The 13,947-nt window shown below is 65.1% G+C and carries 14 protein-coding genes; 6 read left to right on the forward strand and 8 right to left on the reverse strand.

Annotated features, from left to right (window positions below; genetic code table 11):
• The first annotated feature begins 1,654 nt into the window (after positions 1-1,654).
• Positions 1,655-2,341 (forward strand): hypothetical protein, encoded by a 687-nt coding sequence (locus ABN034_RS33845; protein WP_349695036.1) that lies wholly within the window; start codon positions 1,655-1,657, stop codon positions 2,339-2,341.
• Positions 2,342-2,414: 73 nt separating this feature from the next.
• Here ABN034_RS33845 and ABN034_RS33850 read toward each other — a convergent pair whose 3' ends face one another.
• Together ABN034_RS33850 and ABN034_RS33855 are read right to left on the reverse strand one after the other, a co-directional pair.
• On the reverse strand, positions 2,415-2,846 hold the full coding sequence (locus tag ABN034_RS33850; protein ID WP_349695037.1) for a M23 family metallopeptidase: 432 nt from the start codon (positions 2,844-2,846) through the stop codon (positions 2,415-2,417).
• A 217-nt stretch (positions 2,847-3,063) separates the two neighbouring features.
• On the reverse strand, positions 3,064-3,648 hold the full coding sequence (locus ABN034_RS33855) for a CGNR zinc finger domain-containing protein (protein WP_349695038.1): 585 nt from the start codon (positions 3,646-3,648) through the stop codon (positions 3,064-3,066).
• A 138-nt stretch (positions 3,649-3,786) separates the two neighbouring features.
• Between ABN034_RS33855 and ABN034_RS33860 the strand changes: the two genes are divergently transcribed.
• On the forward strand, positions 3,787-4,380 hold the full coding sequence (locus ABN034_RS33860; protein ID WP_349695039.1) for a class I SAM-dependent methyltransferase: 594 nt from the start codon (positions 3,787-3,789) through the stop codon (positions 4,378-4,380).
• Positions 4,381-4,696: 316 nt separating this feature from the next.
• Here the strand turns inward: ABN034_RS33860 and ABN034_RS33865 are convergent, their stop codons facing one another.
• Entirely contained in the window at positions 4,697-5,515 is an 819-nt protein-coding gene (locus ABN034_RS33865) for a GNAT family N-acetyltransferase (RefSeq protein ID WP_349695049.1), read from the reverse strand.
• A gap of 315 nt (positions 5,516-5,830) precedes the next feature.
• On the opposite strand from ABN034_RS33865, the gene ABN034_RS33870 reads away from it, so the two are divergent.
• From ABN034_RS33870 to ABN034_RS33880, 3 genes are all read left to right on the forward strand, one after another.
• The gene (locus ABN034_RS33870; RefSeq protein ID WP_349695040.1) at positions 5,831-6,280 is read left to right on the forward strand and encodes a GNAT family N-acetyltransferase; all 450 of its coding nucleotides are present in this window, start codon (positions 5,831-5,833) and stop codon (positions 6,278-6,280) included.
• Between the two features lie 64 nt (positions 6,281-6,344).
• Positions 6,345-7,280, forward strand: coding sequence for a 3,5-dioxohexanoate:acetyl-CoA acetone transferase (gene kce / locus ABN034_RS33875; RefSeq protein WP_349695041.1), 936 nt, complete (start codon positions 6,345-6,347; stop codon positions 7,278-7,280).
• A gap of 24 nt (positions 7,281-7,304) precedes the next feature.
• Positions 7,305-8,282: a 3-hydroxyacyl-CoA dehydrogenase family protein gene (locus tag ABN034_RS33880; RefSeq protein WP_349695042.1), complete on the forward strand. Its 978-nt coding sequence runs from the start codon at positions 7,305-7,307 to the stop codon at positions 8,280-8,282.
• A 1,201-nt stretch (positions 8,283-9,483) separates the two neighbouring features.
• On the opposite strand, the gene ABN034_RS33885 is transcribed toward ABN034_RS33880, so the two are convergent.
• The 4 genes from ABN034_RS33885 to ABN034_RS33900 all read right to left on the reverse strand — a co-directional run bounded on the left by ABN034_RS33885 (position 9,484) and on the right by ABN034_RS33900 (position 12,589).
• Complete coding sequence (locus tag ABN034_RS33885) at positions 9,484-9,840, reverse strand: DoxX family protein (protein ID WP_349695043.1); 357 nt, start codon at positions 9,838-9,840, stop codon at positions 9,484-9,486.
• 167 nt (positions 9,841-10,007) lie between these two features.
• Positions 10,008-10,373: a hypothetical protein gene (locus tag ABN034_RS33890; RefSeq protein WP_349695044.1), complete on the reverse strand. Its 366-nt coding sequence runs from the start codon at positions 10,371-10,373 to the stop codon at positions 10,008-10,010.
• A 165-nt stretch (positions 10,374-10,538) separates the two neighbouring features.
• Positions 10,539-11,180 (reverse strand): NAD(P)H:quinone oxidoreductase, encoded by a 642-nt coding sequence (gene wrbA / locus ABN034_RS33895; RefSeq protein WP_349695045.1) that lies wholly within the window; start codon positions 11,178-11,180, stop codon positions 10,539-10,541.
• A gap of 20 nt (positions 11,181-11,200) precedes the next feature.
• Entirely contained in the window at positions 11,201-12,589 is a 1,389-nt protein-coding gene (locus ABN034_RS33900; protein WP_349695046.1) for an MFS transporter, read from the reverse strand.
• A 417-nt stretch (positions 12,590-13,006) separates the two neighbouring features.
• On the opposite strand from ABN034_RS33900, the gene ABN034_RS33905 reads away from it, so the two are divergent.
• Positions 13,007-13,633, forward strand: coding sequence for a TetR/AcrR family transcriptional regulator (locus ABN034_RS33905; protein WP_349695047.1), 627 nt, complete (start codon positions 13,007-13,009; stop codon positions 13,631-13,633).
• A 7-nt stretch (positions 13,634-13,640) separates the two neighbouring features.
• Here ABN034_RS33905 and ABN034_RS33910 read toward each other — a convergent pair whose 3' ends face one another.
• Positions 13,641-13,805, reverse strand: a complete 165-nt coding sequence (locus ABN034_RS33910) for a hypothetical protein (protein ID WP_349695048.1) — start codon at positions 13,803-13,805, stop codon at positions 13,641-13,643.
• Positions 13,806-13,947 lie beyond the last annotated feature (142 nt).

Below are 13,947 nucleotides of genomic sequence, written 5' to 3' on the forward strand. Positions count from 1 at the left end.
TGCACCTTGCGGATGCCCTTCGTGATGGCTCAGATCGACCTTCAGCAAGTCCGATCTTCCCACCACGCAAGGGCATTCGCGCTCAACGGCACGCTCATCCGGCCGACCTCATCGGTGGATCCGGGCTAAGTCGCTTCCTCATCCGTGCTGTGGGCACTTGCGCGTACCGAGGGTGGCCCCGACTCAAGGTTGCGCCTGTCCGTGCGGCCATCGCCGCGGCTACGGCACGACGGCCATCCGACCGGAGCACGCGTCAGAAGTGGTGCCACTTCACGCACATGACCGCCATGGTTGACGCATGATCGATCATGGAACTGGGAGAGTCAAAAACGCCACCACCCCCTATGATCCGCCCGCGCTGTCCCGACAGGCGGCGGCCCGGCAGATGGTGTCCCGGCGGAACTGTGTCCCGGCGGACGGCGGCGGCGCGCGGTCCACCGGCGTTTCGCCGAGACCGCGACGTGGGCCACTGCGGGGGGTCTGATTAGACTCGACGACGTGCCGGTGCGTGGCGATGGATCGCTCTTCTACAGTGGTGCTATCAGCCCCCAAACAGCTCCGCTCTCCGGGGCCCGCCCCCGCCACCTCGATCCCGACGACCACCGACCCAAGGACGCCTGCGGCGTCTTCGGCGTGTGGGCCGGCTTCCGCCCGTCCGATAATGAGCTGCGGTCCCCGCGGTTGTGCGGCAATGGGCTTCCCAATGGAAAGTTTCAGGTGACCGATCTTGGACCGCTTCTAACGTGCCGACGCTAGCGTTAAGTTGCCTATTAGGCTAACCTTTGGTCGCCTGGTTGGCAGTGCCGTCAGAATGAATTTCGACTGATGGGCGGACATTGAACGCCCTTCAGTGCCAATGGTGGGGGCGTCTCTATGGTATCCAAGTGCTATCGCAGTTCTGGCGTTGTCAAGCTCGCCCAGCTCTTCCCTACGAATTCATGGGCCGAAGAAGAATTTGGCTCGGAGTTCTTGTACTCCTGGTCGCTGTAGCCAGCTTCGGAGTGGCTCCTGCTTCAGCTGACAGTCGATGGAATTGGTACGTCGAACCCTATGGAGGTCCACCTGATCGCGGCGACTATTTTCACTACTGCATGGAGAGTGATATGTCTCCCGGCGGCCCGTTGTACATCGAGGTAGTGAATGCAGAAGTAAACCTGGAACTTTAGTCGGCGTATGTCGACGCATATAATGCCGGCGCCTGCAGTGCCGATGTCGATAAACGATGGAGAAAGGAGAGCCTCGCCGCTTATGGCGGCGCGATGGGGCGGACGGTCTGCGAGGATCGAAATACCTACAACCAGTGCAATCAATTCTGGATAAACGATCGATTCTGACAAGATTAAATCGTTAACGGATGAAGAAGAAAGGCAGTATCGCAAAACCGCCTGCCACGAGCTCGGCCACGCGCTGGCCTGGTTCACTACTCCAGTGACGGCCCTGTGCCCTCGGGCCTAAGTGGTCATGACTGCATGAGAAACGGTGTGTTCGTCAGCGGATTCGAGTGGACCAGGACTTACGAATCACACCATATGGGTACCTACTACGGCGATCACATTGAGTGGTGGTTCGGGCATGGATAGCCAGCTAGTCGCTAACTCAGCTAAACCCGGGCTGGTTGGCTCTAGTAGACCCTCGTGCGAGGAAGGATATCGCTATGCAAGTTAAGCATGTCGTGGCGATGCTGGGGCTTCTGTTTCTTGTCGGGTGTAGCTCGGTGGACGTTCGGGAGGTTGAACCCGCCCATGGCCCGAAGCTTTCAGTTCTCGGGTATGCGCTCGGGAGCTTCGACATGGTGCCCGCCGACTCGCCGGAAGAGTTGATCGAACAGAATGATCCAGAGGTGATTGTCGTCGGCGCGGTCGAGGAAATTGAGCAGGGCCGCGATTACAGTCCTCCGGAGGGTTCGACACGTGTACAGCCCTATTTGGTGCTGCGGGTACGGGTCAGTGAAACGCTCAGGGCCGGAGATCCCGGTGATATCCATGATGGCCGGGTCAATGTTGAGATCCCGCAGGGCTCATACGATGCCGACGGTAACCCGTCCGTTTCCTTGGAGCAGTGGAGGGACGCGATACCCGAGGGCACCCGGACATTGCTCTTCCTTCACAATACGACTCACGCGGAAGAAAACGATTATCCGACTGAAAACGAAGGTCGTGGTTTACCGATGGGGGCGAACCTGACCAGCCCGGACGCACAAGGAATGATCTTCGAATACAACAACGAAATGCTTTCGCCGTTGGCGGAGGAGGGCGGTGAGGATCCCCTCTCCCAGTGGAGTGTGTCCTCCATCGACGAGCTGAGCGCGAGAGTCGCGAAGTATCTCCAAACTCAGAACTGATGGGACCAGGCGGACTGCGTGCTGGCCGAGGGCGGTGAGGTCGCTCAAGCCGCCCCGGCACTTCGTCGTCACGTCAGGGCCGCAGGCCCTTGCTCGCCAGCCAGCCGGCGGGGTCGATCGTCGCGTCGAGCCCCTCACCGCCGCGTCTGACCTCCAGGTGGAGGTGTGGCCCGGTGGTGTTGCCCGTGGCCCCGACGTAGCCGATGACCGTGCCCGCCTCCACTTGCCCCTCGGACGGATCGTCGCTCAAGTAGTTGGTAAAGATGTGGCTCGTCGTCTTGGTGGCTCGCGACACTGCCGTCATTGTCGCTTCGCGGACCTGTGCAACAAGATCCCAAATCCACTCAGGCAGCGGAGTACGCCCGTCGGCACCGTACGCCAGGAAGATTGGGTCATTGATGAGATGGTTGTCGATCAGGGCTGCTCCGGTCATGGCTGACAGCTCCAGCCCGATGGTGAGTTTCCCACTGGCTGGCGGTCCGACAAGGTAGGTAATGGTGAGCACTCCGGCATCCTATGAGCGCCACGGTCTGGCACCGTCGGTCCGTGTGGCTGACCACTCTGCGAAAGTCGCTTACGGTGTCTGCACCGTGCCTTCGGCGACATCACGTACGAAGACCTCTACGCGCCGACGCCCCGACAGGCGTGTCTCGACGACCGCAGCGCTGAGACATCGGGCTTCGGTGAACGTCGTAGGTAGCGAATCTCGTGGGTTGCTCAAGTTATCTGCGGCCTGCGTGTCGCGCCCGGAACGCTGCTGCCTTCGTACGGTTCTGACACGCGGTGGAGCAGAAGCGGCGGGCGGCGTTGCGCGAGCTGTCGATGTAGACGCGGTCGCAGAGGTCGGCGTTGCAGACGCCGAGCCTTCCCGCCAAGTCGCTGCCGACCGCAAAGGCAAGTGCTGTAGCGCAACCGGCACTCCAGCCGATCGCCAAGGAGTCTTCCGAGCCGTGGAAATGGACCTGCCACGGTTCGCGGTCCAGTTGATCCAGCTGTGGGCGCGCACCGGTTGACATCAGGAGACGATTCAGCACGCTCGCCGCGTGTCCGATCTCGCCCCGATTGACGGCGTCGAAGATGGCCCGCATCGCTCCAGCGGTCTCGGCCAGATAGTCGGCCTCTTCCTGGGTGACCGCGCGCCCTACGGGCCACCTGCTTTCCGCCTGCAGGATGTCTGCGATGACACGCGGGCGCCCTTCTCGCTCCGGCGCCGTGTATGACCGACCGCCCGCAGAGCCATCGGTCAACACATTGACCAGATCGACGGCGACCCCGAGCAGCGTCGCGATGTGACTGTCGAACAGCACTTGACCAGTCACCCTCCCAGAAATAGTGTTGTGACTGTCGTCAGCTTAGACGACAGTCACAACGTTTCTGCGCAGGCAGGCCGCAGCGGCGATCTCCCCAGACTCGACCCAAGCACCCACGCCACGGAAGGAACTCGCATGACCCTCGACGAAACACGCCAACTCTGGGATCAGCAGGCGCCCACCTACGATGACGAACGAGATCACGGCCTCCTCGACCCCCACATTCGCAGGGCGTGGCAGGAACTCCTCGTCAAGGTCATCGGATCCAACCCGACCAGAATCGCTGACCTCGGATCGGGCACGGGGACCCTTGCCGTTCTACTCGCCGCACTTGGCCACCGAGTGACCGGGCTCGACCTGTCTCCAGCAATGGTCGACCGTGCACGCGACAAGGCCACGAACCGCGGCATCGACGTGGACTTCGTCGTCGGAGACGCCTCCAAGCCCCAATTGCCGCCGGGACAGTTCGATGTCGTCCTCGCCCGCCACGTCCTCTGGGCAATGCCAGACCCAGCCGACGCCCTCGACCACTGGATACAACTCCTCACCCCCAGCGGCCACCTGGTCCTCATCGAAGGCATCAACGCAGGAGGTGGCATACACGCAACGTTCCTGAGCGAGCTACTCGAAGAACGTGTCTCGACCATGACGCTCACACACATGCCTGAGCGCATCTACTGGGGCCGAGAGATCACTGACGAGCGCTACCTGATCTCCGCCCGCAGATGATCACCGCTGCTAGCCCAAGGCAAGATCAACATCTGCCAGAAAGTTGACGCACAACAGTTCGGCGTCTTCCCCCTCACTATGCGGCCGGTCCATCCGCATCGTTCGGTGCTGACTCCTGCTGAGGGTCCCGGGCCGCGGGCATCCGGTGACCGGGAGACGTCGACCATCCGGCGAATCTCGCAAGGCCAGCCTCACGAGGGGCTGAATTGCATGTGAAGCAATTCACGGCAGGCGGATTCCACTGCTCCCCGCAGCGGAGATGCTGCTGGGTCAGGTCGCGCGACGCAGTACGAGTGGGTACTTCGTGCGCACCCGGTCAGACCTTCAGGCGCATGACCACCAGGTCGTAGGGACTCCACCAGTTCGGCGAGCTGCCGTGCCCATCGCGCTGCGTCGGTTTGAACCCGAGCCTCTCGAACATGGCCATCACACCACGGTGGTCGGCTGTCTGGCTTGTAGTGAGCGAGGCCTTGACGGTGCCGACGCCCGGGATGCGCATCTCCGGCCAGGTCTTCAGGTACTCCTTCATCTCCTCGGAGCGGACGCCGTAGGTCCGTTTGATCTTGCGCCATTCACGATTGGAATATGGGTACGCGACCGGCGTTGCCTCGATCCAGCCGCCGCCCTTCTTCCGGATCGCCTCCACAGCCGCAGTCAACGCCCTGGTCGCCACCCCTTGCCCCCGGAAATCCCGGCGTGTGGTGAGGCAGGTGATGCGCCACGCGGACGTGGGATCCCGTGCGATCCTGTTCGGCGGCGTCTTTTCGTTCTGTTCGATCGGCAGCTCTTCGGCGCGTCCGTACTGGCACCAGCCGACCGGCTCCTTGTCCGCGTACACCAGGATTCCGTGTGCCTTCCCGGCCCAGACCAACTCCTTCATCTCGGCAAGGTTCCGCGCCATCTGCCATTCGTGGTGCGGAAACTTCTTCTTGGAACGGTCTGGTGTGCCGAGAAGCTCCGCCCGTTTCTCCGCTGTGACCGCCGCCGGCGAGAGGTGGCGGCCGCGCGGATAAAGCATGCAACCGCAGCTATGGACGCTGTTGTGGAACGCTTCGAAGTCGACGAACGTCCGCCTCGACAACTCCTTCGTTGCGAACCGAGCCGGCTTCCACGCATCGGCAGTCGTCGCCACCACCTCCGTCAACCGAGGACCTCGCCTGCGCTGACATGTTCACGGGAGGCCAGGATCGCACCGCGTACCGGCGACCCAGTGTCCTATACCGTCCTGGTCGGGCTGGGTGGCCGGTAGGCCACTCGTCAACCACTCCCACCGTCCTCCTCGCATCAGACTGTAGGCCGAAGCGGAGCGGGTCAACGGTCGAAGGTCGCGCAGCGACGACGCCAAAGCACGTCGACGCGTGGTGTGGAGGCCGGAGACTGGTCGGGAGCGGACGCGGTGACTTCCCACTGTTGGATGGCTTGTCACCGCGCGGAGGCCTAGGTTTGGAGCGTGCCTGAGGTAACCGACATGATCCTGAGGGTTGACGACCACGTTGTTCCTGGTGGTCCCGAGGTCGAGCTGCTGGAGGTCGGACCAGGCAGCCGCGCAGCGGTACTGGCCCTGGTCTCTTCGGAGCATGGGAACTTTCTCCAGTACTACGAGTCGCCGGCGGTAGGGACTGTTGTGTGCGGCATCTACGAGAGGGATCAGCTGGTGGGTGCAGTGCTGTTGGAGTACGAACCGGAGGCACGAGAGTCGAGGGCTGATGCAGCACTGGCAGCGCTCGTCATTGCTGGGCGCCACCGTGGACGTGGTATTGCAACTGCCGCGATCGGGGCTGCGTGTCGGATGCTCAGGGCTGCTGGTTATCGCCGTGTGATCGCTGAGTGGGTATGGAGCAGGCAGGCGTACGAACGACTCGGGTTCAGGGTATGGCGAACGCGTTCTATCCCTCGCTGACCCCTCGAGCGTGGGTGTACGCTCCGGCGCCCAAGAACGCATTGGAGAACAGGACGTGTCCGAGATGAACCCGCGGAAGCACAAGGTCATCATCACCAGCGCCGTCACCGGAGCGATCCATACACCCTCGATGTCGAAGTACCTCCCGGTCTCGCCGCAGGAGATCGCCGAGGCCGCCATCGGTGCCGCCGAGGCCGGCGCCGCAGTGGTCCACCTGCACGCCCGCGACCCCCGAGACGGCCGTCCCTCCCAGGATCCGGAGCACTTCGTGCCGATCCTGGAGTCGCTCAAGCGCAACACCGACGCGGTGGTCAACCTGACGACGGGCGGCTCGCCGCACATGACCGTCGCTGAGCGGATGCGCCCGGCGATGGAATTCAAGCCCGAGCTGGCCTCGCTCAACATGGGCTCGATGAACTTCGGTCTCTACCCGATGCTCGACCGCTTCACCGAGTTCGAGTTCGAGTGGGAGCGCGAGGGCCTCGAGAAGAGCCGCGACCTGGTATTCAAGAACACCTTCGCCGACATCGAGGCCATCCTCACCCGCGGCAGCGACAACGGCACCCGCTTCGAGTTCGAGTGCTACGACATCTCGCACCTCTACAACCTGACGCACTTCCGCGACCGCGGGCTCGCCAAGGGCCCGCTCTTCGTACAGTCGGTGTTCGGCCTACTCGGGGGCATCGGGGCGGACCCGGAGGACCTGATGCACGTGCACCGCACGGCCGACCGGCTCTTCGGCGACGACTACCAGTGGTCGATCCTGGGCGCGGGCCGCAACCAGATGAGGCTGGCCACCATTGGCGCCGCGATGGGGTCGCACGTCCGGGTCGGCCTGGAGGACTCGCTGTGGATCGGCCCCGGCCAGCTCGCCGAGAGCAACGCGGCGCAGGTCGAGCGGATCCGGGCCATCCTCGAGGCGCTCAACCTCGAGATCGCGACGCCCGACGAGGCGCGCCAGCTCCTGCAGCTCAAGGGCCGCGACGCGGTTGGCTTCTGACGGCGGTACGAGAGCGAGGACGTGATGATCCCAGCAGGTGCGCCCGTCGCCGTGGTCGGCGGCGGCTACATGGGCGGAGGCATCGCCCAGACGTTCGCCGCCCACGGCTTCCCGACCGCCGTCGCAGACGCCTCGCCGAAGCGGACTGCCGAGCTCGTCGCGGCACTGCACGCCGACGCCGACAGGTACGTCGCCGAGGGTCTGTTCCCCGCCGGGGCCGACGAGGCGGTCCGGGACAACCTGCGCGCGGCGACGTCGTTGGCCGACGCGGTTGCCGGAGCAGTGTACGTCGCGGAGGCGGTGCCGGAGCGGATTGCCGTCAAGGACCCCGTACTGCGCCAGATCTGCGAGCATGCGCCGGCCAAAGCGCTCATCGGCACCAACACCTCGGCCATCCCGATCGGGAAGCTGGCTGCCAGCGTGACCGGGGTCGAGCGGTTCCTTGGAGTTCACTGGATGAATCCGGCGCCCTTCGTCCCTTGCGTGGAGCTCATCGCCACGGATGGAACCGACCCGGACACGGTCGCCGCTGCGGAGGACCTGATGCAGCTTCTCGGCAAGGTGCCGACCGTGGTGGCCGACTCGCCGGGCTTCGTCGCGAACCGGCTGCAGTACGCGCTGCTGCGCGAGGCCATCCGGGTCCTCGATGAGGGCGTGGCCGGTGTGTCGGAGATCGACGAGGTCGTCAGGAACTCCTTCGGCTTCCGGCTCCCGTTCTTCGGGCCGTTCGCGATCGCCGACATCGCGGGCCTGGACGTCTACCGCGACGGCTTCGCCACGATGGAGCGTGCCTACGGAGAGCGGATCGGGACCCCGGATCTCCTCGACAAAATGGTCGACGAGGGTCGCTACGGCCTGAAGTCGCGGCAGGGCTTCTTCCGGTTCGAGGAGGAGCAGGCGGACCGCGTCGCATCCTTCCGGGACACCGCCTACACGCGGCTGAGCCGGCTGCGGGAGGAGATCAGCCCCCTCACACTCGCAGAGGCGGAAACCGAGGCGTGAGGACCGGACCCCACGACGACGCCGAACGGACGTCGCGCCGGGGTCATCGACGCTGGCCGGGCACGCGGCCACGACGTGTTCGTCTCACACCCAAAGGGAGCAGGAAGACACTCGCGGCATTGGTCGAGGTGCAACGCGAATTCGTCTTGGTCGAGGAAGTAGACACGACCAGCGGAGCTCCCGATCGAGACATCGGCAGAAGTCCACGGGCAGGTGCCGTCGGCCCCAAAGACGCCAGTCATGTGCAGCACATCGAGTAGCCGATGAGCGACGCACAATCTCGCACCGCCCACTCGGACATACGGGACCGCTCGATTCCTTTCCCCGCCGCCTTGTACTGCCTGACCTGGCGAAACGTGGGAGCCGCCTGTGGGAATCGAACCCACGACCTACGCATTACGAGAACTGCCGCCAACACCCAACAAGCCCTCCACCAGCAACTTCACCCCCACCGACTCGCCCACCAGCCCCACCGTTCGACACCGGTCGACGGCAGTTCATGCCACGAACCATGCCACGACGAACGGTCGCGCGCGGCTCTGAGGCGTCGCGTCTCCCGGACCGCCGCCGGCACGGCAGCTTGGATCGTCCCCACTGGAGGATGGAGGATGGACGATGAGCGTCTGACCCGAACGGCCTGCGCGATTCGTGGACTATGCACGGCCAGCTTGCGGCCCCGGCGACCGCGGGCGGCCCGCCGCTGGACTCCATGTCCACGCTCAGGCGCGAGGAGGCGCCCGCAGAGGTGCTGCGCAACACCCTCAAACGCACCTTGCACCCGCCGCGTCCGCCAGAGCCAAAGTCACGGAACGGAGGAAAACGTACACACAACAGCCGCATGTGTGGACGGTCTTCTCCGTAAGGGCAGCCGTTGAGTCTGCAACGACGTCGTCGGGTCCGAGGGCCGAACTGGTGCCTGGTCGGCGGGTCGGGGTGAGTGCCGAAGTACGGTGAGGGCGGCGGCGAATCGGACCTGGCAGGCTGTGCCTGGTGACAGAAGACATCCCCCCGGAGTCCGTCGAGGCTGCCAGGGTCTCGGGCTGGATCGACTTGCCGATCTGGGTGCCGCCTCGGGTGAGATGGCAGGCTTCCATGGGGGACGTCTCTGCCGCTCACGCCGAGGGGTCGACGTTCGGCCGGTCCACGAAACGGTGGCCGACACCTGGCAATGGCTCCAGGCGGCAGGCCACCCCACCGGCCGTCAGACTGGGAGGTCGACGAGCAGGGCGGCGATCGCGACCAGCAGGAACCCGATCGCAAGCCCGAACTGCGGGGAGTAGTCGTTGGCGAGCAGGTGGGTGTAGACCGCGCAGACGAAGAACAAGATCAGCCCGACAGCCGCGGCCGACCCAACCATGGGCACGCCGATCAGGCCAATCAGGAGGCCGAGCGCGCCGGCCGTCTTCAAAGTGCCGATAGGGAAGGTGAGCCAGGACTGCGGCACTCCCGCCTTGACCATGCCGGGGACGATCGGCTTGAAATGCAGGAGGGCGGCGATGCCCGAGAAGCCGTTGGCGCCGATCGCCAGAAGCGTGATGCCTAAGTACAGGTTGTTCATGGAGACTCCTCAGGTTCTTCCTTGCGGACCCGCCGGGCGTGAGTCGATCCGCCACGGCCAGGAGTAGCTCGGCGCGACGGTGAAAGACATGCCAGGTGATGGCTTGTTCTTCCTCTGGTGCGGGGAAGAACAGATGTCCGGGCGGGTCGCCCGTTAGTACAGGGTGGCTACGTGTCGTCATCGTGCGGGCCCACCGGGGTCAGCAACTGCTCGTTGATCCGGTTGATCTTGACCTCACCGGCGAAGGTCTCGATCTCCTCCACTAGGAAGTCGGTCAGGCTGGCGCGGATCGCCGCGGCGCCTTCCTGCGCTTTCTGGAGATGACGCTCGGAGGAAAAGGTGGTGATGGTGAGCAAGGTGTCTTCGCCGGTCTGTACGGCCTGGTAGCCCAAGATCCCGCTGGGCACCTGGACTGGTGCGGAGGTTGTCGACCGGTCGGCGCCGGAGAGTTGCCGTGCGAATAGGGCGTCGACCCTCTTGATCAGGTCCTCCATGGTGCCGGTCATCTGGTACCGGCGGATCATCACGTGCATCGCATGCTCCTTGGTCTCAGGTAGCGGGTACTGGTTGTGGCTTTCGGCCCGCGCGGAGGCAGGACGAACTCGCTTCGGCTGATGTTCGGGTTGTCGACAGCCCGCGCCGCTCCCTCCTCGGACAGCAGCCGCCGGTGCCCTTGTCGAATGAGTTGCGCAAGCTGGTCATCTCCCCGCCTCCTGCGCCGCCAGAGCGCTTCGGCGGCCCTCCATGAGATGGCCGGCGACATCGACGGCGCGCCGTGCTTGGAAGCTGGCGGCCCCGAGGTGGTCGGAGTCGGGGAGCTGCCTTTGGTCGGCGACGAATGAGGCGCCGTAGGGGTTGCCGACCTGGAACTGAACGGGGTCGGTGTAGCCAGGCGGGACCAGGATGCCGCCCCAGTGGTAGAACACGTTGGCCAGGGACAGCAGGGTGCTCTCTTGACCGCCGTGCTGAGTTCCTGTGGCGGTGAACGCGCCGTACACCTTGTCGGCGAGCTTGCCCTGTTGCCACAGCGGTCCGGTGGTGTCGATGAACTGCTTGAGCTGGCTGGCCATGGTGCCGTAGCGGGTTGGTGTCCCGAAGAGCACCGCGTCAGCCCACTCCAGATCCTCGAGGGTGGCCTCGGCGATGTCGGCGGTTCGCTCCTGGTGTGCCTGCCAGTCCGGATTGCTGGCCACTGCATGTGCGGGGGCGAGTTCGGCGACTCGGCGCAGCCGCGTTTCGGCCCCGGCCTTTTCGGCGCCCTCGGCGGCCGCCTGCGCCAGGGCGTAAACGGTGCCGGTCGCGCTGTAGTAGATCACTGCTACGTTGACGTGGTTTCGCATGATGCGTTTCCCTTCATTCTTTAAAAGTGTGCGTGTGTGAGCTTTGCTGGCCGTGGGCTCCAGGCCCCTCGGGCGAGGGTGAGGAGCGCAATGCACCCGGCTCCCGTGGCCACCGCCATCGCTGTGCGCATGCCGAATGTGGAGTAGCCGGCCACCGCCCATGCGGTGGTGGCCAACGCCGGCCCGAGAGAAAAGCCGAGCTGTCGGGCCAGGCTGGTGGTCGCCCCGGTGGTGGCATGGAGCATTCGAGGAGCTGCTGACATCGCGACGGCCTGGTTCGGGCCGCTGAACAGTCCCGCGCCGGCGCCGATGAGCGCGAGCCGCCAAGCCAGGTCCGCGACCGTCCAAGCGGGGCTAAGCGGCACGGTCGCCACGATGCCGAGGGCGAAGAGCGAGACACCGATCAGCGCCGTGCCGCGCGCACTCCAGCAGTCGGCGAGTACTCCGCCGGCGGGACCAAAGAGCAGTGCCGCCAGCGGGAAGGCCAGGATCGTCAGCCCGGTCGTGGTCGCGGAGAGATCGAGCGTGCCCTGCAGATAGAACGGGATGAGGAATACCACGACGCCAGCAGAGGTCGCCTGGGTCAGCAGCGCGGCGTGCGGATGCCACACCCCAGGTAGCTGCAGCAGCCGGCGCACGTGGCGGCCCCCGGTCGAGCGTTGCCAAGCACAGGCCGGCGGGATCGCCACCACCGTGAGCAGCAGCCAGCCGACTCCCCGGCTGGCCCCTAGGGACATCCCGCCCAGGAGCGTCAGCGCCGCGACACTCAGGAGCGCTGCCTCGGCGATGAGACCGCGCTCCGGCCAGCGCAGGACTCCCTCTGCGGGGAGCTGCGCCAGGCCGATACCAATCACGGCCAGGCCCACCGGCAGGTTGATGTAGAACGTCCACGGCCAGCCGAGACCGTCGACCAGTAGTCCACCGAGCGCCGGACCGGTGACTCCACCCAACGGCCCGACGGTAGCCACCAGGCTGAACGCGCGGCCGCGCGCCTCCGGGCGCACAGCCGCCGCGGCTATCGCGGGGCCCAGCGCGAAAAGCACCGCGGCGCAGCAGCCCTGCACGACGCGGGCGCCCACCAGCCAGCCGATGTTCGGAGACAGTCCGGCGGCGACACTGGCAAGGACGAATCCGCCGGTGGAGGCGACCAGTGCCGAACGCTTCCCCACTCGGTCTAGCCAGCGGCCGGCCGGCAGCGTCAGGCCGACGAGCGGCAGGAGGTACCCCAGTAGCGCCCAGGCAAGGGCGTCGGGGGAGGCACCGAACTCGGCCCCGATGTTGGGAAGCGCGATACCCACGATGGTCATGTCGAGCATCGCCATGAAGACCGCCAGACCGACCGCGACCACGAGCCACCAACGGTTGTCATGGGTTGGCGCGGCCGGCGGTGCGGCAGCCCGGCTAGACATCTCCGCAGCCCTCTGAGCGCACCGCGAGCGGCGTTCTACGACTGCCTGCTGCCGCCCGTGCGGCAGGACCACTACTGCGTCTGGCGATCCATACGAGGCCCGCACGGCGGCCGAGGCGGCGCCACCACCCCGGTCCACGACTCTCCCGCGCTACGCGGCTGAGGCGCGCGCGGTCCGCTTCGCGGCGCCGTTCATCCATTTTGGCCTGCATCAGCCATTGAAGCTCGTGGTTCATCGTCACCCTTCAAGTGGTTTCAGCGGAGACACAACCGGGTCGAGAGGAGGTCCACCTGCGTCTGGGAGGTGCTCAGGACCTCTACGTTAACTACATTACGACTGCACTTCTGAAACTACAGCGGCTATGCAGTAGAATCAAGTCCGAAGTGCATATCTACTGTAGAAACGTCTGGAGAAGTCATGGCGCCATCGATCGGCGTGCCGCAGAACGCGCGGAGTCGACGCACACGCGAGGCCCTGCTCGAGGCCGCAAGGACGCTGATCGAGGAGGACGGGTTCGACGTGATGACGTTGGACGCGGTGGCCAGGCGGGCCGGGGTCTCCCCCCGCGCCCTCTACCTCCACTTCCCGTCCCGCTCGGAGCTGCTGACTGCGCTCTACCGGCGTCTTGGCGAGTCCGAAGACCTGTCCGTCTCGTTGGCGAAGGTCTGGAACCGCGAGGACGCCGTCAGCGCACTGGAGGAGTGGGCGCACCACATCGCCAGGTCGCACCCCCGGATCCTGGCGATCAGCCGGGCCATCGAGCGTGCCCGGAGCACCGACGAGGACGCCGCTGCACTGTGGCAGCTCACCATGCGTAACTGGCTCACCAGCTGCCGACGACTCGCTGATTGGCTCGATGCGGAACACCAACTGGCCGCCCCGTGGACACCGAAGACGGCCGCCGACATGCTGTGGACCCTGATGTCATGGGACGTGACCGAGCGGTTGACCGTCGACAGGCGATGGTCGCGCAAGGCCTACGGCACCCATCTGGCGGCGATGCTCAAGGCCACCTTCGTGCCCGCAGGACCAGCGGCGACCTAGTGCCTCGTCAAGCAACGTTGGGTAGGTAATCGGGCTGGCGGATCTTGGAGCCGATGGCGAACTTTGTCTTCGGGTGGGCTCGCTGGTTGGTCCATCGGATGTATCGGGCGATCGCGGTCTCTTGGGCGGTGTGGCTGGGGTAGTCGCTGCCGTCGAGGGTGAAGTACCGCACGTGAGTGAACTCGGCTGTCCACGATCAGGTACAGCTTCCCGGACGGGAACCGCCTGCGTAGCTGCTTTAAGAAGCCGAGGAACTCGGTCCACCGTTTGCGGTCGCGGAACCGGAAGAACATCTGGCCGGATGCAAGGTCCAG

Source organism: Actinopolymorpha sp. B11F2 (genome assembly GCF_040195635.1).
Classification (GTDB): Bacteria; Actinomycetota; Actinomycetes; order Propionibacteriales; family Actinopolymorphaceae; genus Thermasporomyces.

Bases quoted from the DNA above. Each gene is read 5' to 3' on its own strand.
- ABN034_RS33845 (WP_349695036.1), top strand. From the start codon at position 1,655: ATGCAAGTTAAGCATGTCGTGGCGATGCTGGGGCTTCTGTTTCTTGTC.
- ABN034_RS33860 (WP_349695039.1), top strand. From the start codon at position 3,787: ATGACCCTCGACGAAACACGCCAACTCTGGGATCAGCAGGCGCCCACC.
- kce (WP_349695041.1), top strand. From the start codon at position 6,345: ATGAACCCGCGGAAGCACAAGGTCATCATCACCAGCGCCGTCACCGGA.
- ABN034_RS33880 (WP_349695042.1), top strand. From the start codon at position 7,305: ATGATCCCAGCAGGTGCGCCCGTCGCCGTGGTCGGCGGCGGCTACATG.
- ABN034_RS33885 (WP_349695043.1), bottom strand. From the start codon at position 9,840: ATGAACAACCTGTACTTAGGCATCACGCTTCTGGCGATCGGCGCCAAC.
- ABN034_RS33890 (WP_349695044.1), bottom strand. From the start codon at position 10,373: ATGCACGTGATGATCCGCCGGTACCAGATGACCGGCACCATGGAGGAC.
- wrbA (WP_349695045.1), bottom strand. From the start codon at position 11,180: ATGCGAAACCACGTCAACGTAGCAGTGATCTACTACAGCGCGACCGGC.
- ABN034_RS33900 (WP_349695046.1), bottom strand. From the start codon at position 12,589: ATGTCTAGCCGGGCTGCCGCACCGCCGGCCGCGCCAACCCATGACAAC.
- ABN034_RS33905 (WP_349695047.1), top strand. From the start codon at position 13,007: ATGGCGCCATCGATCGGCGTGCCGCAGAACGCGCGGAGTCGACGCACA.